Source organism: Petroclostridium xylanilyticum (genome assembly GCF_002252565.1).
Taxonomy (GTDB): Bacteria; Bacillota; Clostridia; order SK-Y3; family SK-Y3; genus Petroclostridium; species Petroclostridium xylanilyticum.
The window spans coordinates 452,653-474,732 of sequence record NZ_NPML01000007.1; the positions used below are offsets into that span (position 1 = coordinate 452,653).

Consider the following 22,080-nt stretch of genomic DNA (forward strand, 5'->3'; position numbering starts at 1 on the left):
TCTGTCAGGAACTTTACATGTAGCACATTTCCGGTTCCATGCCCGTTTTATTTTAAAAATTTCTTAATTCTCAATTTTCAATTCGATTCATATGGTTTTATAACAGACAATGCCATATTATCAATTTTAAAGTGATTTGTAAAGCGTTCTTTAACATCATTAAAAGTTATTGACTCATAGGTTTGAATATAATCGAAAAGATTAATATTTCTAAATAAATTGGCTACGAAAGTATTTGCCAGTTTTTCTACACTATTAAATTGTCTCAGGAACCTTCCAAAAATTACTTTTTTAATCCTCTCAAAGACCTTCTCATCCAACCCATCACGCTGTAATCTGTTAATTTCATTAATCATTTCCTGTTGAACCTTTTCAGGGTTAAAGGATTCTCCTCCAAAAATAGTAAACCCATAGTTTACCTCTGCATTAAAATCAACTTCAAAAGTATCATTAATCAAACCTTGTTCATATAGATTTTGGTATAAAGGAGTACTTTTTCCCATGATCATTTCCAGCAAAATCCGTGTAATAATATCTTTTTTCAGTAACCGGGAGCCCCCGTAACCAATATCGGTATCTTTAAACCCCATTTGAAATAACGGAATGGATACACTTAAATTTTGTTCCACTTTTTGTTGATATATGGTAGGTGGCTCTTCAGGATATAGTCTTTTTATTTCATTTTTTAGAGGCTCTCTTATCTTCAAATTATGCTCTACATGCTCCCCTACCTCTTTGGGGTCCACATCCCCTAATACAAACAGAAGCATATTAGAAGGATTGTAAAAAGTATTATAGCATTTATATAATATGTCTTTATTTATTTTACTAATGCTTTCAATGGTTCCGGCAATATCTTTTTTTACTGGATGTTCATGATACAATGCGCCAAGAAAATTAAAAAACACTCTCCAATTTGGATCATCATCATACATCCGGATTTCCTGGCCTATTATTCCTTGCTCTTTTTGTATACTTTCTTCGGTAAAATAAGGGTTTTGTACAAAATTTAATAATATGTCCAAGCTTTCATAAAAGTTATCCGTACAGGAAAACAGGTATGCGGTAGTATTAAAACTGGTAAAAGCATTCGCTGAAACCCCTAAACGTGAGAATTTATCAAACACGTTTCCTTCTTCTTCTTCAAACAGTTTATGTTCCAGAAAATGTGCAATCCCATCCGGCACCTCGGTCACGTGGTCCTCCCCGGGTACTACGAATTTACTATCAATAGAACCGTAATGTGTAGCAAAAACAGCATAACTTTTGCTGTATCCTTTTTTTGGTAATATATAGACATTTAAACCGCTTTTATCTACTCCATGATACATTATTTCTTTTAATACTGGACTTTCATATTGTCTTAATTCCATTAAATATTCCTCCCAATTCACTTAAGCCTTATTTTTAAGAAAATAAATAGTGTCCAACTCTATTTTTTGAGCTACTGATATTACATCTTCTTTCGTTACCAAAGAAATTTTTTGAATCAAATCCTCGAAACTATCGTTGGTGCCTCCCACAAACTGGCTCAAGTAATAGTCTGTCATATGAAATGCATTGTCTGTTAATGATCTTATACTATTAATGGAACTATTTATTGTAGACTCATATTCATAGTCTGTAATATTGCCATTTTTTATCTCATCTACCTGTTTTAATATCTCATCCAATGCCTTTTGATAGTTCTGTACTTCTATTCCCGAACTGACCAGCATAAGCCCCTTAAATTTTTCCAACCGTGAAAACACATAATATGCTAAACTCAATTTTTCCCTTACATTATTAAATAGTTTGGAATGGGGACCTCCCCCCAAGATACCACTGTAAACAATTAAGGAATAGTAATCTCTGTCCCGGGGTGAAACCTTTGTCCTAAATCCTAAAGAAAGTTTTCCTTGAGCTACTTCCAATTCTTCGTCTATCTTTTTAACAGATTTTACTTGTGAAACAATTTCTGTAGATGGATACTCAAGTTTTTGCTCTAAATTAATATCAAACAAGCTTTTAACAAGATTATATACTTCTTCTTCATTTATTCTGCCTGTTACAAAAATATCAACCGGGCTGGAACGTATAACTGACGTATAGTATTCGTAAAGATTCCTCTCATCAATTAATTCCAAATCTTCTATATTACCTAGTTCATAAATACTAAAACGTTCATCTTTGCACATTTCCTGATAACAGCGTTCTACCGCATAAACCATCTTATTGTTAATTAATCCTTTAATTAAATCTCTTAATTTTTCTTTCTCCTGTTCCACGTATTCCTTCTTAAACACCCCACCTTCGGTAATAGGGTTAAATACCAGAGTCTGGGCAAACTCCAAAATTTTCTTCAGTAATCCTCCATCATTTGAAATATATTGGTCATCAATTACTTCAAAGCTGAAGTAGAGTATCTGACTTTCACCTTTTTTATTTATACCACAATCAAACGCTGCACCATATAAATTTTCCAGATATTCAGCTATTGCTTGAGAATTAGGGAATCCTTTACATCCCCTTCTTAATACGTAGGGCAATAGTGCGTTTCTTGTAGCATTTTCTTTTGTTAGTTGCCTATGAATAAAAATACTTACCGTATAGGTTTTAAATTTTTCCAGGGGAATACAATATAGATTGATTCCCTCTTTTAAATTTAATTTTTTAACAATATTCACTGATGTCACACTCCCAGTCAAATTTATTTGGCAACAATGAGTTTGAAAGCGCTGAAAAAGTGCCTCTTATTTTTATCTTTTTATACTATAACATATCTTATTTAGATTGTGCCATAATTTGATAAATTTATTCATCAGATTTTAAATAAAAAATAATAAACAGTTAAAGCCACACATAGAATTATGCATGGCTTTAACTGTTTACTATCTTACAGAAGGTCTTATTCTGTTAACAATTTCAGTAAACTCATTGGTTAATCCCTGTATCACTCTTCCATTTGCCATGTCCCTGGACAGATTGCTAATCCTTTGATATAAGTCAGGCGATTCGGTAATAGCTACATTTGTTACTCCGGGTGCCATATTTTTAACCTTTTGAACAAGATCATCCTTTAAATATTCTTCTTCATCATATTTATAGTAATTGTCTACAATATCAATTCCCACAAGGGCTGTATTGCCACTTATCACGACAGTCGCCCTTTCTATTGGTTCCATTGCACTTAATTGATTTGCTATATACTGTGCCGTTCTATTTGCATCAGTAGCTGTTGGCGCATTATTATTTATTCCTACTCTTCCAGGCGCATAAGGTGTATCGGGGGCACCGGGTGTACCAAGCCTATCAAGGGCCGTACCAGGTGCACCAGGTGTTCCTATTTTACCAGGTGTAGTTGGTGTGCCGGGTGTACCATATCTGGCTGGTGCTCCAGGTGTTCTAAGCGTATCGGGTTGATTCGGCATAGGTCTCTGTGCTACTCTACACCCTACAAACGTTACGATAAGCATAAAAATTAAGATTAATGTCATTATTTTCATAAATTTATTCTTCACTCAAATCACCTCCGTATTATATTGTTTTCATAATATAGATTTTTAGTATAAATATTTTTACCAGATCATCTAAGAATTATGTTAAATAAATAAATAGAATAGATGAATACTAATAACGAAAACGTTCATAGTTCTTAAAATTAATGTTTTTACTACCAACCAAGAACTGCAAACTATGAACTATTTTCAAACTAAGATTGAGTATTAAATTTATCAAAGCATGCTTAATCTCAATCTTAATCTTTACACTGAAATAGGAGGCAGTCTCATGGTTTCAGATCATGCTAATAATAGAAAGCATTACCGAGTTTATATGAAAAAGAACAGGCAGAAATCTGCTGCTGATTCAGCTGTAGCTACGAAAAAGAGAATGATGTTATATGGATTAGTTGGTATAGCGTTTATTAAAGGACTTTTCTGGGGATACCTTCTAAAAGGAAAACGAAGGTAAAGCACTCAATGTGCTTTACCTTCGTTTAATTTTTCTATATTATTTAAATACTCTATCCTAGGTAAAAAGTTTATTTTTTTAATCAAACCAATATAATCCTGTGGAGTTAATTGTTCGGCTTTCTTTCCTGATGCTGCTAATAATACTGCTTCCATTACATTTGTACCAAAAGATCTTCCATCAAACTCAGGCGTTGTAGTAACCAACATACTAACCCCTCTGTTCTTTAACATTTCTACATCTTCTTTTGTTATAGTGTTGGTAATAATAATTTTTCCAAATAAATCTAACGGCAAATACTTTTTAATATATAAAAAATCACCGGCTATAATATCAGCATCATAATAATATTTTTCAAATTTATTATTCCCAACCTGAGAATCCTGCTTTTGACCGGTAGGATACAATACATCATAAGGTAACCTGGATACAACGGGTAGGAGAACATTTACTACCCGTCTAAATACTCTTAAGCTCTTTATCGGTATAGGAATTCCCAAGGCAAAAATAAGATCTCCAAGAATTGTATTACATCCAAGATTTATAAAAGCTTCGGCCATTTTGTATCTATCTATGGCACAAACTAAAAGTACTTTTTTATTTGAAAAGTTAATTATTTTCTGCCCATTGAGAAATTCAATCACACTTTTTTCTAAAGTATTTTTTAACCCGGATCCATCTACTATCGGTGTTTTTGAAGCTGCCTTTACAATTGGAATTGCCTCTTTAATCATAAATTTTCTGTCTGCTCCGGTAAGATATAAGTCTATACCACCTAATCCAAAAGCATCCACTTTCCCATCTAATTCTTTTATCAATTCAATTGCTTTATTAATGTTTCCGTCTGTTCCAATACGTTCTATGGTATATTTTTCACCTAGTATTTCTGTCTCTACACGATGATTCCTTAAGGAAGAGCCAATACTTACACTTACAATAGTTTTCAAGTAAAAACCTCCTTTGTATAGTGTATTTATTATTTTCTCCAACACCTCATTTCTCTATACAAAAATAATGAGGACTAGGTAATATCTCTACTCCCCCACTCCCCACTATTCACCACTCATTATAAATTTATATTTCCATTATAACAGGAAGAATCATTGGTTTTCTTTTTGTTTTTTCGTATAAATATTCATTCAAGCTGCTTTTTAGATTAGACTTTATGGTGGACCAGTCTGTAATCTTCTTTTCCTCACACTTTCCAAGTACTGTTTTTGCAACTCCCCGTACTTGCTCCATTAGGTCCTCTGATTCTCTTACATAAACAAATCCTCTGGAAATAATATCCGGACCTGCTATTACTAATCCATTTTCACCTGAAATTGTTACAACTACAACAATCAGACCGTCTTGAGCCAAATGCTTTCTATCGCGAAGTACGATATTACCAACATCTCCCACACCCAATCCATCTACCAGCACCTTTCCGGCGGTAACACTTCCTGCAATTCTGGCAGAATCCTCGGTTAATTCTAAGACTTTACCAATATCCATAATAAATATATTCTGACTTTTCATTCCCAATCTTTCTGCTAAATTAGCATGTTGCTTTAAATGCCTATATTCACCGTGAACAGGAATAAAAAACCTTGGTTTTATCAAGCTATGAATGAGTTTTAACTCCTCCTGGCATGCATGTCCTGAAACATGTACATCTGCCAGGGATTCATATATAACATCTGCACCTTTCTTAAACAATTCATTAATTACTTTTGAAACAAGCTTTTCATTTCCGGGAATAGGACTGGCCGATATAATTACCAGGTCTCCCGGAACAATCTCGACTTTTTTATGGTCAGAAAAAGCCATCCTAGATAACGCAGACATAGGCTCTCCTTGACTTCCCGTTGTCACAATTACAATTTGATTGTTTCTATACCGATTAATCTCATCGATATCTATAAGTACACCTTCAGGTACAGTCATATACCCCAACTCTATAGCAACATTTACTACATTCTGCATGCTTCTTCCACTGACTGCAACTTTTCTACCATAACGTACAGCGGCATTAATAACCTGCTGAACCCTGTGAACATTGGATGCAAATGTTGCAACCAGTATCCTCTGGTCACAGTATTTGAATATCTCCTCAAAAGTTTCACCTACTGTTCTTTCTGACATGGTGTATCCCGGCCGTTCAACATTGGTGCTGTCAGCCATTAATGCAAGCACACCCATTTTCCCCAACTGTCCAAAGCGGGCAAGGTCTATCATTTCTCCTTCGATAGGAGTATAATCCACCTTAAAATCTCCGGTGTGAACGATAATCCCCACCGGAGTATGTAACGCAATTGCAACAGCATCCGCAATACTGTGAGTAGATCTTATGAATTCTATCTTAAAGGCACCTAAAGTTATTTCATCTCCGGGCTTAATAGTTACCAGTTTAACATTTGACAACAAACCATGCTCTTTAAGTTTGTATTCCACAAGTCCTAAAGTAAGCTTAGTTCCATATACAGGGACATTAAGGTCTCTTAATATGTACGGTAATGCTCCTATATGGTCTTCATGGCCATGAGTAAGTACAATTGCTCTTACCTTTTCTTTATTTTTTAATAAATAAGATACATCAGGAATAACAAGGTCTATTCCGAGCATTTCATCTTCAGGAAAAGCCAGGCCACAATCCAAAATTACAATGTCATTACCATATTCAAAAACTGTAATATTTTTTCCAATTTCATTCAGACCCCCTAAAGGAATGATTTTAAGTTTTGATTTCTTTGACACGTTTCTACCTCCATTGCATATATCTTGTCTATAATAACATTAAAATAATCATTTGATTAAGAGGCATTTTACCGTCCACGCAGATACTCTTTAACATTATAACAATATTTTATAATCAAATAAATACTCTTTTAATATTTTTACCATTTTTTTATTATTAACTCCCAATGAAACCTATTTCTAATTGCTGCTGCATTCACTTCTTATTTAGTTATGGATTCTTTTAACACACTTTGAAATTCTTCATGTGCCCATTGTGATTGTTTGTATTCGTTTATTATCTGATTATATATTGATAATACCTGTTTACCAATCGAGCCCCAGTTATAGCTGTTTTTAATTTTATTTATTGCATTAACTCTAACTTTATCACATAAATCAGGATGGTATAATAGTGCAATTATACAATCCGCCAAGGAATTGGAATTGCCAGTATATGCCTTCATTCCATCCTGCGCATGCTCTACTATCTCACCCAGTCCACCTGCTTCGGTTACTACAACCGGGATATTAGCAGCCATTGCTTCTAGTGCAACAATGCCAAAAGGTTCATAAAGGCTTGGAAAGACTGCTATATCTGCACATCCGTATAACTTGTGCAGATTCTCATCACTTATATATCCTGTAAAATAAACTTTGTTTCCTACTCCCATCCAGTTAGCTTTTTCTCTTAAGAAATCAAGTTCAGGTCCCTTTCCCGCAATAACAAATTTAACATCATAATAATGTGCAAGTATCTTAGGAATTGCATCTATAAGAATATGAACACCTTTTTCCTGAACCAGCCTGCCTACGAAAAAAATCATCTTTTCATGATCACTGGCAAAGTTCCTTCTAAATAAGTAGTCCCTTTTAATATCATTAAATTTATCAATGCTAACCCCGTTAGGAACAACATGTATTTTATCTTCAGGCAATTGAAAAATGTTCCTGATCTCATTTTTCATATAGTAGCTATTACATATTACCCTCCAGGATTCATAGGTAAGCCACCATTCTATATTATGGATATAACTCTGCATATCATTATGAATGCCATGGTTTCGTCCATGTTCCGTCGCATGTATGGTACATACCAATGGAATTTTGTAAGAATGTTTCAAAACTCTTGATGCATAAGCCACAATCCAATCATGAGCATGAATTATATCCACTCCGCCTATATTGTTGATTAATCTTATCGAATATTCTAATAAAGCAAAATTCAAATGCATTACCCAATCTATAAAATTGTTTGTATTTAGTTCATATTCACGCACCCTATGCACTATAACATTTTTATCCTTTTCAATCTCTCTAGTATTCGGCTCCCAACATGTAACAACATGAATTTCATTCCCTTGCTGCCCCAATTTCTGGGCCAAATCATGCACAACTCTTGAAATTCCTCCCACAATGCGTGGAGGGTACTCCCATGAAAGCATTAAAACCCTCATTTTTTTCTCCTTTCGAATTATAACTTTTATATATAGTTCACAGTTAACAGTTCTCAGTTCACAGTAGTAAACGATTTAATAGCTTTTACTGTGAACCGTGAACTGTGAACTTATTTACTTTATCTGCCATGTAAAATCATTATCAGTAAATATATATTATATTTTTTACTCTTTCTCCTTAAAGAATACCTATATAAAAACAGATTAAACCTGGATTTAGCAATTAAACCCCAGGTAAAATATATTTCATTTACCTGGGGTTTAATCTCACACTTATGCTACCCTGTAAAAGACAAATCGCAAATTTTTATATACTTAAACTAAAATTTTGTCCTATCTCCTTTACCCGGTTAACAAAAGCATCGGTCAGTGATTCAGCAAACTCTTCAGAATAACCTTCTCCAATTACCTTGCACACAGGCTTTTCTGAATCAGGCAGCACCAATACCCATCCACCGTCTTTATATATCTTTACCCCTTCCATCAGCTCTATTTTTTCATTATTACTTTCCTCAATAATTTGCCTTATTACCTTTCCTTTTGCATTCCATGGACACTCTACTTCTTTCTTAGTGATATGGAAAGAAGGTATTTCGTCTATAAGCTCAGATAGCTTAACGTTGTTACTTCTCATAAAATCCATTATTTTAACAATGCTGCCAATGGCGTCAAAATTTAAAACAAACTGCTCATTCATTAAAGTATCCTGCCCACCATTAACAACCATCTTTCCCATAATCTCTAAAGGAGATGTTTTTGTTCTTAATACTTTCCCTTCATATTCAGTTGCCATACGGTCTATTACACTAGGTGCAGAAATTGGAACAACTACGGTGGCCCCTTTCATTGTCTTTAGAGTGATTAAAGATACAAGAGCTATAAACATTTCCTCATTTATAAATCGACCCTTTTCGTCAATTAATATCATCTTTTCACAATTTTCCTCTACCATCGCTCCTATATCTGAACCGTTAGAAATAATTTGGTTTGAAAGATAAGTTATTTGTCCTGGAGTTTTAAAAGCACGACCTGTCCTCATATCTTTCATCTCTAATTTTGAAAAGATTACTTCGCATCCCAGCTCATTCATAAGCGGTGCCAACATAGATTCAAGTAAAACAGAGGATGTATCTATTAATAATTTATAACCTAGATTTTTATTCTTCACCTTATTTATAATATCTCGTAAATAATAAGATTTGAAGTCGTGGACAGTTTTAACACTCTTAACCGTATCGGCTTCGCATCTGCTAAAATCTTCCCTTATAAATGTATTCTCCAACTTTCTCTCAATGCCTCTGTTAATGTTTGCACCGTGAGAGTCAAGAAAATCAATAAATAGTTTGGAATCATTGGCATCAGCTTTTGTTCCAAGATGTATTCCACCATCCAGTCCGAAAAATTTTACTGAATATCTGGTAACCGGTAAAACCTGCTGCCCAAAATCATACACCTCCACACCTGCTGACAATAACCCTGATATAAAAGAGTTCTTCAGCATTTGAGAAACATTTGTATGGTCGCTGCTTATTCCTATTCTGGCATCTCTTTTAAATAACGCTCCGTAAGAAGCCCCAAGACGCGAAGCAAATTCTGGCGTAATATCTACATTCACTTCACCAACTATTCCTTTTTCACCAAATAATGTTTTTGAATATTTTGTTCCCCAAACTAAATTTACATTTACTTCTGTTTCACTTTCAATTACCTTGGATGGCCATATCTTTATACCAGGTTTTATTATTGCTCTTTCCCTAATTACTGTTTCATCACCAATTATTGATTGTTCAAATACTGAGGTATTCTCTTTGATTTGAACCTTATTACACAATGTACACCCTCTTAATTGTACATTCTTTCCAACATTACAACCTTTCCACAATATTGTTTTCTTTAGTGAACTATACTCTCCAATAGTATTGTCACTTCCAATGACAGTATAAGAAGAAATTACAGCATTGTTTTTTACTGTTGTATTTTTTCCTATCAATACTGGTCCTGTTATCTGCGCCCCTTCTGCAATTTGTACATTACTTTCAACCCATACTTTCTCTCCAATCTCTTTTGCATCAATAAAAATATTTACTTTTCCATCAAGGATATCAAAATGACATTGTTGATATGCATTTAAATCCCCAATATCACACCAGTAGTTTGTTGTCACATAACCATACATAGGTTGTCCGTCATTTAATAGTAACGGAAATAAATCCTTGCTAAAATCAAACATTTCCCCAGCTTTAAAATAACTAAGTACCGAAGGATGAAGAATATATATCCCTGTATTTACCGTATCACTAAAAACTTCGCTCCAACTCGGTTTTTCTAAAAACCGTGTTATTTTTCCATCTAAATCGGTAACTACAATACCATATTCCAACGGTGCATCCACACGCATAAGTACTAAAGTAGCTATTGCTTTTTTATCATAGTGGTATTTAATTGCCTCACTTAGATTAATATCAGTTAGTGCATCTCCACTGATAACCATAAAAGTATCATCTAAAAATTCTTCTGCATTTTTTACACTTCCTGCAGTTCCAAGAGGAGTGTCTTCAATAAAATATCTTATATTTACCCCAAAAGCAGATCCATCTCCAAAATAATCTTGAATAATTTGAGGCATATATTGAAGTGTAACTCCAATATCAGTAATATTGTGACTTTTCAATAGATTAATAATGTGTTCCATTACCGGCTTATTAATGACTGGAACCATTGGTTTGGGTCGATTACACGTAAGCGGTCTAAGTCTTGTACCCTCTCCTCCTGCCATAATCAGTGCTTTCATGTAGTTCACCCTTTCTTCGTATGTATCAAAAAAGTTTGAAAGACACTAATTAGTATATACACAAGCGATATCTTGTATTCTATCTTTCAGGATTTACTGTCAAATTTAAAAAAATTTTTACTGCATATGTCGAAGTATTTTTTATATTTAAATTAAAATCAAAAAAAAGAAGCGATATGAAAAACCATATCGCTTCTTTTTAAAATTGTTCAAAAACTGCACCATAAGATTAAAAGCATTGACTTGCCCCTTTTGCCTTCTTATGGCACGGTTTTCGCTTACTATTCATCGTCCCTGCAATTCTGACAATATCCATAAAATTTTACCCTGTGATCCTTTACTAGGAACTTATTTTTTAATAAGATTTCTTCTTCTAAAGAGTCAAGCAAATCTTCTTCGACTTCTGCTACATTTCCACATTGGGTACAAATTAGGTGGTGATGCCTGTGGTCTTCTTTGTGTTTATTTAACTCATACCTACTACAACCATCGTCAAAATCCAACTTATATATTAACTCCAGACGATCCAGAAGCAAGAGGGTCCTATAAACAGTAGCAAGACCAATCTCGGGACATTTTACTTTTACATATTCATAAATTTCTTCAGTGCTTAAATGTTCACCTTCATGCTCAATGATAACATCAAGCACTGCTCTTCTCTGGGTGGTAAGCTTGTATCCGTTTTCTTTCAATTGTTCCTTAAGCTCATTCCCTAAGTTGTTCATATTTTATCACCTCTCATGTGTGTAGTGGTAATGAGTTGACTCCTCAATAAATAGTTTATGCATATTTATATATTATGCTACAATGTTACAGCATGTCAATTAAAAAGTTTGGGTGCATTTTACCTAATGCACCCACGACGTTTTCAGGGTTTAATGTCCTGTATTACTATTTAAAATTAAAAATTATTTATTCTTTATTTTACATCCACCAAACAATGAGCACCCTTTACAACTTTCACAACCTTTTAATTTTGGTACTGACGCATTACACCGAGGGCATTTGGCATTATGCTCACTTTCAAATTTATACCCGCAATTTTTACATTCAACTTCCATAAAAACCTCCATCATCACACAGGAACTTTATATCATTATCTGCCCTAATACTCCCCCTACTGCAAAGGCAACTATAAGACTTCCTACCCATATGAATGCTGCTTCGGTTTTTGTCCTTTCCTTAAATATGACCATAATTGAAGCAATACAGGGCACAAAGAGGGTTATAGTTACTAATGATACTAAAACCTGTGCAGGTGTCATTGGCAAATTGCTTAAGCCTGCTGCGCCAAAATCTCTTCTTACAATTCCCATTATAAAAGCAGTAGCAGCTTCTTTGGGAAGCTTAAGCCAACCTACGGTAAGTGGGGATATTACCTCTTGTAACCACTCTAAAAATCCTGTTACCTGCATAATACTTATTAATAAAGCACCTAGAGCAAATAATGGAGTAGCCTCAAATATAAACATTTTAGATTTTGTATATGTTTTCTTTAGCACATTACGTACGCTGGGAATTCTAAGCGGAGGAAGGTCGATTAGCAAATCGCTTGACTCCCCTGGCAGCACCTTGTTTAATACTGCTCCCGATAGAGCAAAAACCCCTAAAATAGTTACAATATAGATAAGTAAGTATTTCATTCCGAGGGGTGCAATCAGACCAGCAATTACACCTAATTGAGCTGAGCAAGGTATGGTCAAGCCTAGTAGTACGGTTGCAATAATACGTTCCCTTCTAGTACCTAGAAGTCTGGTAGTAATTGTTGCCATCGTTATGCATCCAAAGCCTAAAATAATAGGAATAATTGCTCTGCCATTTAAACCTACCCCTGTGAGAACCCTGTCAACCAATGCTGCAATTCTTGGCAGGTATCCAGAGTCTTCTAAAATGGAGAGTAAAAAGTAAAATCCAACTACAAGCGGAAGCAATAAACCTAAAACATACACTGGAGTCATAGTCAATAACCCGAACTCTCCAATGAGAATTTGCCCTAGAAAAGATTGTTCAGGTACTATTTTATCGATTAATGATGCTATAAACGGTTGATACATTCCCAGCATAATTGTCTCTTCAGTAATTCCAACAACCGTTTGTGCAACAAATACCCCAATAAATTCAAACATAACCCACAAGGTAATCAACAACATAGGAATCCCCGTTAAAGGCCTTAACATATATCTGCCCAACATTGTCTTAAAGCTGGCACCTTCAGTAGTATCCCTAACCACTTGCGAAATTATATCATCCACCTTTTCTCTTCGCTTTTTATAGATAAACTCTCTCATTCCGGTTTCGGGCAAACTATTTCTGCTTAATACATTTGGGTCATCTTCAAGGACCAGTAATGCTTCTGCTTCTAGTTTTACTTTGTCCTTATATTGTAATAGCAGACCATCAATATCTTTAATTTTTTTACCTTGACGTGCAAAAGATATCTGCTTTTTTACTTCTTCCAATCCCTGATTTTTTAGGGCCACTGTAGGAATTACCGGTACTCCCAGCAGGTCACTTAATCTTTGAACATCTATACTAATCCCATTTGCCTTCGCTTCATCCATCATGTTAAGTGCCACAACTATATTTTTACCCATATCAATGAGCTGCTGAGTTAAAAATAAATCACGCTCCAGGTGGACAGCATCTACTATATTTAATACGATATCAGCACTAATGATTACATCTCTGGCAACTCTTTCTTCATCATTAAATGAAGAAACCCCATAAACTCCCGGAGTATCAATTACAGTATACTCTTTATATTTTCCCATGCTTATATCAACTGTTGTGCCCGGAAAATTTGAAACATCTACATATAATCCTGTTAATGAATTAAAGAAAACGGATTTTCCTACATTGGGGTTCCCAACTAAAACCAATTTTTTTGAATCTTGATCTATGTCTTTTATTAAAACACTGCCGTGACAAGTACTCATAGCGCCCTCCTAAATACGATTAACACTAATTTTTTGAGCCAGTCTCCGTCCTACTGCAACTTCTTGCATCCTATTTTGCAATATGATTGGCCCTGCAGGTAATTTTTCTGCACAAATTAGCTGAGATCCTTCAAATATTCCCAATCTTATCGCCTGAGCCCTAACATTTGGATCTGGTATTGAAACAATTTCAACCTTTTCTCCTCTATTTACCCTATCTAGTGTCATAGAAATCCCCCTATACAACAATATTGATAATCATTCTCATTAATTTTATAAAAATTTTTCATTTATCTTCCATTATTATTATAGTCCAAATGATAATGATTGTCAATATTAAAGACACCTGCTAGTGTCCGTCAGCACTTGACTTTTGACGAAGAAAAACTGCGTGAAGAAGAAAAGTTTGATGGTTATTATGCTATCGTTACCAGTGAATACAAAGAGTCAGACGATAAAATCATTGATATGTACCGTGGACTTTGGAAGATAGAAGAATCCTTCAAAGTTACAAAAAGTGATTTTGAAAGCAGACCGGTATATTTGTCGTTGAAGGAACATATCGATGCTCATTTTCTGACATGCTTCATATCACTTGTAATTGCAAGGATATTGGAATACAAACTGAAGGGAAAATATTCTATACCAGAAATGCTTGATAGCCTTAGCAAAGCATCTTGTAGCCATATACAAGAAAATTATTATCTTTTTGATTTTTATAATGATGTTCTTGAAGACATAGGAAAAGAGTTAAATATTGATTTTGGAAAAAAAGTTATGACATTAGGAGATATTAAAAAAATTTTGGGAGAAACAAAAAAAGTTTAATTTTCACTACAACTTTCTGACAAAAACGAAAAGCCCAAAACCCTTTATTTTAAAGAGGTTGGGGGCTATTTTTATCTAATTTTGCTGCAAAAGTCAGGATATCATATAATAGAAAATGCAACAAGAGAGAACCGTCCCCTGTCGCATAAGAGAGAACCGTCCCCTGTCGCATATCAGAAAAATGTATTTCATGGAAGGACTTAGTGTTAGAGAAATTCATCGAAGAACAGGTATTCATCGTGATACTATCTCAAAATACTTGTCTCTAGATGAACCACAACCCCCAAAGTATCAATCCTCCAAAGAAAGGAACCACCCGGTCCTGAGACCATATATCCCTTTGATTAAACAAATTCTAGAAGAGGATAAAACCCGTCACCGCAAACAACAGCATACTGGAACCAAAATACTGGAACGCCTTAAGGAAGAAGGCTATTCAGGAGGGTATAGCACCCTAACAGATTATCTTCGTAAAGAGTACAAGAAGCAGCGAGAAGCCTTTCTACCACTAGAATTTGAACTCGTTACATACGCCGAAGTTGATTGGACTGATGCATACTTCTACCTAAAGGGCAAAGAAACTAAAGCACACATATTCGTTATAAAACTCAGAGGCTCCGGAGGCTTCTATGTAAGAGCTTACCCCTTCGAGAAGCAGGAAGCCTTCTTTGATGGACACATAAAATGCTTCGAATTCATGAACGGCGTGCCTTACAGGATTACATACGATAACCTGAAGACCGCCGTGAAGAAGGTATTACAAGGCAGCAACCGTGAGGAACAGGAACAGTTTATCTCCTTAAGGACACATTACCTCTATGAATCTTCCTTCTGCCGCCCAGCTCGCAGCAACGAAAAGGGCGGTGTTGAAAGCGCCGGAAAGGAAGCCGTTAGAAAGTTCTTTGTTCCTTATCCTGATGTAGAATCATTTGACGAACTAAATGAATACCTGCATGCAGAGTGCCTGAAGCTTCTCTCTAAGAATTCGAAGTGGGAAGCAGAGAAATCAGCACTCAGGCCTCTCCCTAAAGTCAGGTTTAATGGAGCAAGATACAAGGAAGCCAAGGTTAACAGGTATTCAATGGTACAGTTTGAAACCAACCGGTATTCGGTACCTACAGCCTATGTAGATGAACAAGTGACTGTAAGAGCAACAGCAGACCAGATTGACATTATGCTAAAGGATAGTGTAATAGCACATCACCCTAGAAATTATGGACGAAACCAGGATAATATCATTCTGGATCATTACCTTGAACTGCTGCTTCAAAAGTCCAGGGCATTAGGCAATACTAAGGTGTACAACCCCCAGTCACTACCGCAAGTATATGAACAGTACCGAAGAATATTAGTATCTAGAAATTCTAAAGGCAACCGTGAGTTTGTAAGGATACTCATGCTTCATCGTGATTACCCTTCCACATATGTAGCAGAAGCCTTGGAAATGGCTATGCTGTACAACATATATGGGTATGACGGAGTATTAAATATATTAGGACAGCTGCTTGTAAAGAGTCATAAAGTCATCCATCTAAATAAAGAGAAGCTTCAAGGTATACCTGATGTTCAAATAACTCCTCCTGACCTAGATAAATACAAAGCCTTAATGTCGGGAGGTGCAACAGAATGCCTCTAAACAAGATGCTCTTGGAAGCTTATCTTAAAAAGCTAAAGATGCCACAGGCAGCTAAGACTTATGAATCTCTTGCTAGAGAAGCAGCAGATAACAACCTAGGATATGAAGAATACCTGCTTTGTGTTCTCGAACAAGAAATCCACCAGCGAGAAAACAACCGGATACAAAGAGGAATCAGGCAGGCTGCCTTCCCAGTTATTAAGACACTGGAGAACTTTGATTTTAAAGCTATTCCATCCCTTAACAAGCCTAAAGTACTGAAGCTTATGCAAGGAGAGTACATACGGAAGAAAGAAAATATCATCCTTGTCGGCAGCTCTGGCGTAGGTAAGACACATATTGCAACAGCTCTAGGCTACGAAGCCTGCAGGCAGGGATTACGAGTAAAGTTCTACACTGCAGCCGGCTTAATCAATGAACTTCTTGCAGCACAGCAAGAATACCGACTGAACAGGCTGGAGAAGCAATGGCTGGCACCGCACGTCATCATCCTGGATGAACTAGGTTATGTGCCCTTCAGCAAAATGGGTTCAGAGCTTCTGTTTCAGTTCTGTGCCGCCCGGTATGAGCGAGGTAGCATTATCATCACCACAAACCTTGAATTTCCTAAGTGGACGGAGGTGCTGGGCGATGAACAGATGACAGCAGCATTACTGGACCGGCTCACCCACAATGCACATATACTGAACATTAACGGGAACAGCTACCGGTTTAAGCAGGCACTTGCTAAGCAAAAAGACACTGACTAATTTTTCATGTTTTGGTGGCCTAAAATTAGACCAGCAAGTGGCCCAATTTTTGATTGACATTAACAGCCAAGTCCTGATTTTAAAATAGTCCCAATGTGTTTGATTTCCCCCTTCCATGGGGTAATCTCATAGATAAATGCTATGTAAAGAAAAGCGGTTAATACTTGTCAATGTGACGAGATGTTAACCGCTTACAGTTCTCGAGTATAATACAAAACTTTATGTGAAACATAAAAGTTCAGGCACTAGCCTTGAATTATTCATCCGATTTAATATCTTTATTTTTTACTATAGGATTAAGTAGGAATTTTTTTGTTTTATCTTTAAACTCTTCCATATTTAATTTTTCGTGAATATTTTGAACATCATCACCAGATATTCTATAAATTCCTTGTAATCCACCTAGAATTTTATAATGATCTTTTGTCTTTTGCTTATTGTATGGAGTATCATCATTTGATAAGAAGACAATTACTTCTTCACCCTTCAAAAAGTTTATTTGTGGGTCGAATTGAACAGTAAAATTATCGACCGTACCTCCAAAGGTTCTCATGATTATTTTTTCATCAACACCAATATTTCCTTTAAAGACTTCAGAAACCTTTAAGATAATATCGCGGTAAATCATATCATCGCCTTTTATATCAGTGGGTTTTTTATTATTGGAGGTATTCCATTTTTGATCTAATACTTTCTCTATAGTTCCCTTGACAGCTATTTCCGATTCATTCACTAATAGCTCCTGATCAAACATCCTATATGACGCAGATATATTTATAGTGTTACTGTCAGTATTTTTTTGTTGATTTACCAAATTAATTAAGCCATATCCTATGACAGCAATACAACTAACTACTAATAAGGACAAGATATATTTTTTCATTTTTATTATTCCTTTCTATTTGCATTCTAAATTATTAATATGCCGCTTTAAAACCATCAATATCATCTTGATGCAAGGATCTCTTTTTAGTTTCACCAGTGGAAATATAGCCATACATAGTTACGTCTTTATATTCTGATTTATATTTGGTTTGAACATCGGTATCATTATATACATCCCCTGCAAATAATGCGTGTCCAAGTTCATGCGCTGCACAATTTTGAACATCATACATGCCAGAACTGCCAGAGTTTGACCACTGAATAGCAGAGTTACTATTCCAAGCTATATCAAACTCAACACATTTTCCAGATGACGTCCAGTATGAAATAAGTGCTAGATAATCTGAACCTAGGTCTTTTTTAAAAACCTCGTTTTTACCGTTTTTACTGGCATCTGTAGCCGAGTTATCAGCTGTCAACCTATAAATTTTAATTTTGCCACCAGCATTATTCCACGATGTGTTAGCATAGCTAAAAGAGTTTTTACCATCAGTACTAAAATTACTACTCATGGAATAATAAACATCTAGTGATCCGCTTGAAGGTATCGACCACCTTTTACTTATCACATATGCGTAGGAAGTTGAACTTAACAGCATACTGATTAATAGAATCACAATTACTAAAACAGATTTACCCTTAATCTTCATATTTCGACCACCTTCCCTTTCGTAGTGTTAATCTATTTATACTTAAATAGATTCTAAAAACTTTATTTATCAAGGGTTTCAAAGTTTTTTCAAAATAAAAAGCAATGACCCCCTTTTTTCTGGTATAATTGAGTCGCCAAACAACAAAATCCAGAAAGGAAGTGTCATTGCTTGAACTCAATTATATCAGTTTTAGTAGCATATAATCAATTCCTACTTGCTCAAATTCATCAATTACTCTTGTTTATTGTGAAAAATATACCTATAAAGTCCCCAAAGTATGATGCTGCCAATCCTAAGTATAACAAGCTTACTGTGGACAGATTGCCTATCATCAAAAAGCCGGAGAAGCTTGACTACAAGCAGCTGCTTCGTGACTATAAATTAAAACACGGCAAGGAACTCAAACCTGTCAAATCCCGCGGTAAAAACCCTGTTCCCCATGATGTTGTCTGCCATCGCTGCGGTGCTCCTCATATATACCTCTATGACAATACCGGCGGCCGTGGTCAGCTTTTGTGCAAGGTCTGCGGGCTTAGGTTCAACAAGGATAAGAAAGATTTCAAAATCGGGGCCCTGGTATGCCCTTATTGCGGCAGAATCCTTGTGAAAAAGAAGGAACGCAAATACTTCAACATTCACAAGTGTGTTAATGAAAAGTGCCCTTTTTATCTTCAATCCCTCAAAAACCTTTCCCCGGAAGACCTTGAGGAATATAAGAAAGACAAGCACAAATTCAAGCTCCACTACATCTATCGTGAGTTCACCATAGATTATTTTAAGGTTGACTTGAGCACCATGCCTAAGGGCTGCGTAAATCTCACATTTCGCAACTTTTCTCCTCACGTCCTTGGCCTATGCCTGACATACCTTGTCAACCTCGGTCTGTCTACACGCGCTACTTCCCGGGCACTCTGGGAGATACACGGCGTTAAAATCTCTCATGTTATGGTCAGCAAATACGCCAAAACCGCCGCTGCCCTGGTTCAACCCTTTGTTGACAACTACGACTACAAACCCACCAACTACCTTGCGGCCGATGAAACCTACATCAAAGTCAAGGGTATCAAGCATTATGTCTGGTTCATCATGGACGCACTCAAAAAGTCCATCCTGGGTTATCGTGTATCCAGTACAAGGGATGTAGGTCCTTGCATCCTGGCTATGCGTATGGCTTTTGCCAAGTTCAAAGAGTTCCCTGGCAAGGCCCTTAAGTTTGTTTCTGACGGTTACACCGCATACAAGCTTGCACAACAGCAGTTCATGCTCAAGGGCATGGATTTTGACCTCACACAGGTAATCGGCCTCACCAATGATGACCCTGTTTCCACAGAATATCGCTGGTTTAAGCAGATCATTGAACGCCTTAATAGAACCTTCAAACGCTCTTACCAGGTCACAAACGGCTATGGTAGTGGAGAAGGCTCAAATACGCATGTCTCACTATTTGTAGCCTACTACAACTTCCTGCGTCCACACTCCTATACCTACTGGCAGCCACTTAACTCTATACCAGAACTTGAGTCTATCCCAAACATGCCTGGTAAATGGCAAAAGCTGATAGAATTATCACAGCAGTTTATTCTGTCACGGCAGACAGCATAGAACAGGCGGTAGCACTCTTACTCCTTCAACCTCTTGATTACCTTCAAACATGCGGTTCAAAGACTGTCAAATGCTCCTTCTTCGAAGGCAATGACCTCTTGACAGGCTTTGAATCCGCATTGTTATGCTCTTTTAAGAGGTTGGAGGAGTATTTCTATTGCCTTTTTAGGTATATTTTCTCTTTTCAAGGTGCAATCTTATGTTAATTTAGTCCCAACTCAGCCAAATCTGATTTTTCATAAGTTAGTTAACACTACCAAATTTATTTTGTGTTAGGATAACAGAGCATTAAAATAAAATATCTAAACACTCCCTCTTTAAAATTCTCCCTTGCACAAATATCCCACTGTGGTATATAATCTATATAAGCTCCATACCACATTTGTACAAGGAGTACAGACACCCTCAAACCAATGCCAACTTTCCTATGGCTGCACTGGTTTAAGGGTTATTTATTTTAAGCAGCCACTTAAAAACAAAATAATATAAATCGTTACACATTTGTAATTATTTTGTATTTAATGTATATAATATAATTCATTGATACTTTTGTCAATATAAATTCACTATTTTACCATTTGATTTTTATATCCCCAGTTTTGCAGCAAGTTTAGAAGTGACATACCCCGAAAGCATTAATATCGGGTATTTGACAGTTGAATAGAGAAAAAATCCCCAAAAGCCTTGATTTAGGCTTATTTTTTTGTCAATTTTTTCTCTTTTATATTGCGTGATAATGCGTAATATGATATAATCCCATCTTTGACAGTTGGCGAATAGAAGAAGCCTGATGAAGCTTGATATTAAAGGGTTTCAGGCTTTTGATTAAATAAAAAATTTGCGTACTTTCTTAAAATCCTTGCTAATGCTGCATTTGCTGTCATTTAACAAATCGACAGATATGATTTGAAAATTAAGATTAAAATAATAAAATCACTAGAAAGTACGCACTTTTAGAAAATCAAATTTGACACAAAAATGTGCTATTTTCAAGGCTTTGAGCACTGTTTGAAAAGTTGCAACTGTCAAAGACCCGTGCGTAATATGATATAATATAAGCAGATTGAAGGATTGCTTATGAGATTAAAGGTATCACGTTCGAAAAATTCAGCTTCACTGTATGTAACAAAAACTGTTTATATAAATAAAAAAGAACGAACCATTACTGTCGAAAAACTTGGAACCGAAGTTGAACTAAGAGAAAAACTCAATGGCGCAGATCCATATGAGTGGGCTAAAGAATATATTAGAAAATTAAATGAAAAAGAAAAGGAACAAACACGAAAAATACTTGTTCCTTTCGAGCAGTCTAAAATTATTCCAAAAGATGAGCAACGCTCTTTTAACGGTGGTTATCTATTTCTCCAAAAAATATACCATGAACTCGGACTTCATAAGATTTGCAAGGAAATATCACAAAAATATAAATTTGATTTTGACATGAATTCTATTCTTTCAAGATTGATTTATAGTAGAGTGATCTTCCCATCCTCTAAACTTGCTACATATGAGCTTTCTAAAAAATTTATCGAGCAGCCGAATTTTGATTTGCATCAAATATACAGAGCTCTTGAATTCCTTGCTAAGGAGACAGATTTTATCCAGTCCTCCTTGTATGAAAACAGCCTGAAGGTTTCCAAAAGAAATACCGGTATTCTTTACTATGATTGCACCAATTACTTTTTTGAAATTGAACAGGAGGATGGCGACAAGCAATATGGTCCTTCTAAAGATCACAAACCCAATCCGATCATTCAAATGGGACTGTTTATGGACGGAGATGGAATCCCTCTGGCTTTCAGCATTAACAAAGGGAATATGAATGAACAACTGACTTTAAAGCCATTAGAAAAGAAAATTATTTCTGACTTTGA

18 protein-coding genes and 1 pseudogene are annotated in these 22,080 nt (G+C 35.7%); 6 read left to right on the plus strand and 13 right to left on the minus strand.

The features are described 5' to 3' along the window. Nucleotides 1–77 precede the first annotated feature (77 nt). The 3 genes from yfmH to CIB29_RS05560 all read right to left on the minus strand — a co-directional run bounded on the left by yfmH (nt 78) and on the right by CIB29_RS05560 (nt 3,500). Nucleotides 78–1,373, minus strand: coding sequence for an EF-P 5-aminopentanol modification-associated protein YfmH (yfmH, locus tag CIB29_RS05550; RefSeq protein ID WP_094547583.1), 1,296 nt, complete (start codon nt 1,371–1,373; stop codon nt 78–80). A 21-nt stretch (nt 1,374–1,394) separates the two neighbouring features. Then, entirely contained in the window at nt 1,395–2,666 is a 1,272-nt protein-coding gene (yfmF, locus tag CIB29_RS05555; RefSeq protein ID WP_094547585.1) for an EF-P 5-aminopentanol modification-associated protein YfmF, read from the minus strand. Nucleotides 2,667–2,870: 204 nt separating this feature from the next. Next, nucleotides 2,871–3,500 carry a YhcN/YlaJ family sporulation lipoprotein gene (locus CIB29_RS05560; protein WP_094547587.1) on the minus strand — a complete coding sequence of 210 codons (630 nt, stop codon included), beginning with the start codon at nt 3,498–3,500 and terminating at the stop codon, nt 2,871–2,873. Nucleotides 3,501–3,768: 268 nt separating this feature from the next. On the opposite strand from CIB29_RS05560, the gene CIB29_RS05565 reads away from it, so the two are divergent. Beyond that, a complete protein-coding gene (locus tag CIB29_RS05565) occupies nt 3,769–3,951 on the plus strand; it encodes a hypothetical protein (protein ID WP_094547589.1) in 183 nt (60 codons plus the stop codon). A gap of 5 nt (nt 3,952–3,956) precedes the next feature. Here CIB29_RS05565 and CIB29_RS05570 read toward each other — a convergent pair whose 3' ends face one another. The 7 genes from CIB29_RS05570 to CIB29_RS05600 form a co-directional block, all read right to left on the minus strand. Further along, entirely contained in the window at nt 3,957–4,898 is a 942-nt protein-coding gene (locus CIB29_RS05570) for a quinate 5-dehydrogenase (protein ID WP_094547591.1), read from the minus strand. Between the two features lie 127 nt (nt 4,899–5,025). Continuing rightward, a complete protein-coding gene (locus CIB29_RS05575) occupies nt 5,026–6,690 on the minus strand; it encodes a ribonuclease J (RefSeq protein WP_094547593.1) in 1,665 nt (554 codons plus the stop codon). Nucleotides 6,691–6,893: 203 nt separating this feature from the next. Continuing rightward, entirely contained in the window at nt 6,894–8,126 is a 1,233-nt protein-coding gene (locus tag CIB29_RS05580) for a glycosyltransferase family 4 protein (RefSeq protein ID WP_094547595.1), read from the minus strand. 307 nt (nt 8,127–8,433) lie between these two features. Beyond that, on the minus strand, nt 8,434–10,917 hold the full coding sequence (locus CIB29_RS05585; RefSeq protein WP_094547597.1) for a mannose-1-phosphate guanyltransferase: 2,484 nt from the start codon (nt 10,915–10,917) through the stop codon (nt 8,434–8,436). Between the two features lie 281 nt (nt 10,918–11,198). Further along, nucleotides 11,199–11,642, minus strand: a complete 444-nt coding sequence (locus tag CIB29_RS05590) for a Fur family transcriptional regulator (protein ID WP_094547599.1) — start codon at nt 11,640–11,642, stop codon at nt 11,199–11,201. Nucleotides 11,643–12,005: 363 nt separating this feature from the next. After that, complete coding sequence (feoB, locus tag CIB29_RS05595) at nt 12,006–13,853, minus strand: ferrous iron transport protein B (RefSeq protein WP_094547601.1); 1,848 nt, start codon at nt 13,851–13,853, stop codon at nt 12,006–12,008. Nucleotides 13,854–13,862: 9 nt separating this feature from the next. Continuing rightward, on the minus strand, nt 13,863–14,081 hold the full coding sequence (locus CIB29_RS05600; RefSeq protein ID WP_094547603.1) for a FeoA family protein: 219 nt from the start codon (nt 14,079–14,081) through the stop codon (nt 13,863–13,865). A gap of 138 nt (nt 14,082–14,219) precedes the next feature. On the opposite strand from CIB29_RS05600, the pseudogene CIB29_RS05605 reads away from it, so the two are divergent. From CIB29_RS05605 to istB, 3 genes and pseudogenes are all read left to right on the plus strand, one after another. Further along, nucleotides 14,220–14,681 (plus strand): annotated as a pseudogene (locus CIB29_RS05605) (IS1634 family transposase); the annotation flags it as partial. 115 nt (nt 14,682–14,796) lie between these two features. Continuing rightward, the gene (gene istA / locus CIB29_RS05610) at nt 14,797–16,317 is read left to right on the plus strand and encodes an IS21 family transposase (RefSeq protein WP_094547605.1); all 1,521 of its coding nucleotides are present in this window, start codon (nt 14,797–14,799) and stop codon (nt 16,315–16,317) included. After that, the gene (gene istB, locus CIB29_RS05615) at nt 16,308–17,066 is read left to right on the plus strand and encodes an IS21-like element helper ATPase IstB (protein ID WP_094547607.1); all 759 of its coding nucleotides are present in this window, start codon (nt 16,308–16,310) and stop codon (nt 17,064–17,066) included. The genes istA and istB overlap by 10 nt, the downstream gene beginning before the upstream one ends. A 256-nt stretch (nt 17,067–17,322) precedes the next feature. On the opposite strand, the gene CIB29_RS05620 is transcribed toward istB, so the two are convergent. From CIB29_RS05620 to CIB29_RS19740, 3 genes are all read right to left on the minus strand, one after another. Next, complete coding sequence (locus tag CIB29_RS05620; RefSeq protein WP_094547609.1) at nt 17,323–17,949, minus strand: hypothetical protein; 627 nt, start codon at nt 17,947–17,949, stop codon at nt 17,323–17,325. Nucleotides 17,950–17,983: 34 nt separating this feature from the next. Continuing rightward, nucleotides 17,984–18,601 carry a zinc metalloprotease gene (locus tag CIB29_RS05625; protein ID WP_094547611.1) on the minus strand — a complete coding sequence of 206 codons (618 nt, stop codon included), beginning with the start codon at nt 18,599–18,601 and terminating at the stop codon, nt 17,984–17,986. 384 nt (nt 18,602–18,985) lie between these two features. Next, nucleotides 18,986–19,447 (minus strand): hypothetical protein, encoded by a 462-nt coding sequence (locus CIB29_RS19740; protein ID WP_242965070.1) that lies wholly within the window; start codon nt 19,445–19,447, stop codon nt 18,986–18,988. On the opposite strand from CIB29_RS19740, the gene CIB29_RS19745 reads away from it, so the two are divergent. Together CIB29_RS19745 and CIB29_RS05635 are read left to right on the plus strand one after the other, a co-directional pair. Then, the gene (locus CIB29_RS19745; RefSeq protein ID WP_242965069.1) at nt 19,400–20,206 is read left to right on the plus strand and encodes a DDE-type integrase/transposase/recombinase; all 807 of its coding nucleotides are present in this window, start codon (nt 19,400–19,402) and stop codon (nt 20,204–20,206) included. The genes CIB29_RS19740 and CIB29_RS19745 overlap by 48 nt on opposite strands. A 1,077-nt stretch (nt 20,207–21,283) precedes the next feature. Next, nucleotides 21,284–22,080: IS1634 family transposase (locus tag CIB29_RS05635; protein WP_423241287.1), on the plus strand; the 797-nt coding region annotated here is incomplete at its 3' end.

Excerpts from the sequence above, each read along its gene's own strand:
- yfmH (WP_094547583.1), bottom strand. The coding sequence starts at position 1,373 with ATGGAATTAAGACAATATGAAAGTCCAGTATTAAAAGAAATAATGTAT.
- CIB29_RS05565 (WP_094547589.1), top strand. The coding sequence starts at position 3,769 with ATGGTTTCAGATCATGCTAATAATAGAAAGCATTACCGAGTTTATATG.
- CIB29_RS05580 (WP_094547595.1), bottom strand. The coding sequence starts at position 8,126 with ATGAGGGTTTTAATGCTTTCATGGGAGTACCCTCCACGCATTGTGGGA.
- CIB29_RS05585 (WP_094547597.1), bottom strand. The coding sequence starts at position 10,917 with ATGAAAGCACTGATTATGGCAGGAGGAGAGGGTACAAGACTTAGACCG.
- CIB29_RS05590 (WP_094547599.1), bottom strand. The coding sequence starts at position 11,642 with ATGAACAACTTAGGGAATGAGCTTAAGGAACAATTGAAAGAAAACGGA.
- feoB (WP_094547601.1), bottom strand. The coding sequence starts at position 13,853 with ATGAGTACTTGTCACGGCAGTGTTTTAATAAAAGACATAGATCAAGAT.
- CIB29_RS05600 (WP_094547603.1), bottom strand. The coding sequence starts at position 14,081 with ATGACACTAGATAGGGTAAATAGAGGAGAAAAGGTTGAAATTGTTTCA.
- istA (WP_094547605.1), top strand. The coding sequence starts at position 14,797 with ATGCAACAAGAGAGAACCGTCCCCTGTCGCATAAGAGAGAACCGTCCC.
- istB (WP_094547607.1), top strand. The coding sequence starts at position 16,308 with ATGCCTCTAAACAAGATGCTCTTGGAAGCTTATCTTAAAAAGCTAAAG.
- CIB29_RS05620 (WP_094547609.1), bottom strand. The coding sequence starts at position 17,949 with ATGAAAAAATATATCTTGTCCTTATTAGTAGTTAGTTGTATTGCTGTC.
- CIB29_RS05625 (WP_094547611.1), bottom strand. The coding sequence starts at position 18,601 with ATGAAGATTAAGGGTAAATCTGTTTTAGTAATTGTGATTCTATTAATC.
- CIB29_RS19745 (WP_242965069.1), top strand. The coding sequence starts at position 19,400 with ATGCCTAAGGGCTGCGTAAATCTCACATTTCGCAACTTTTCTCCTCAC.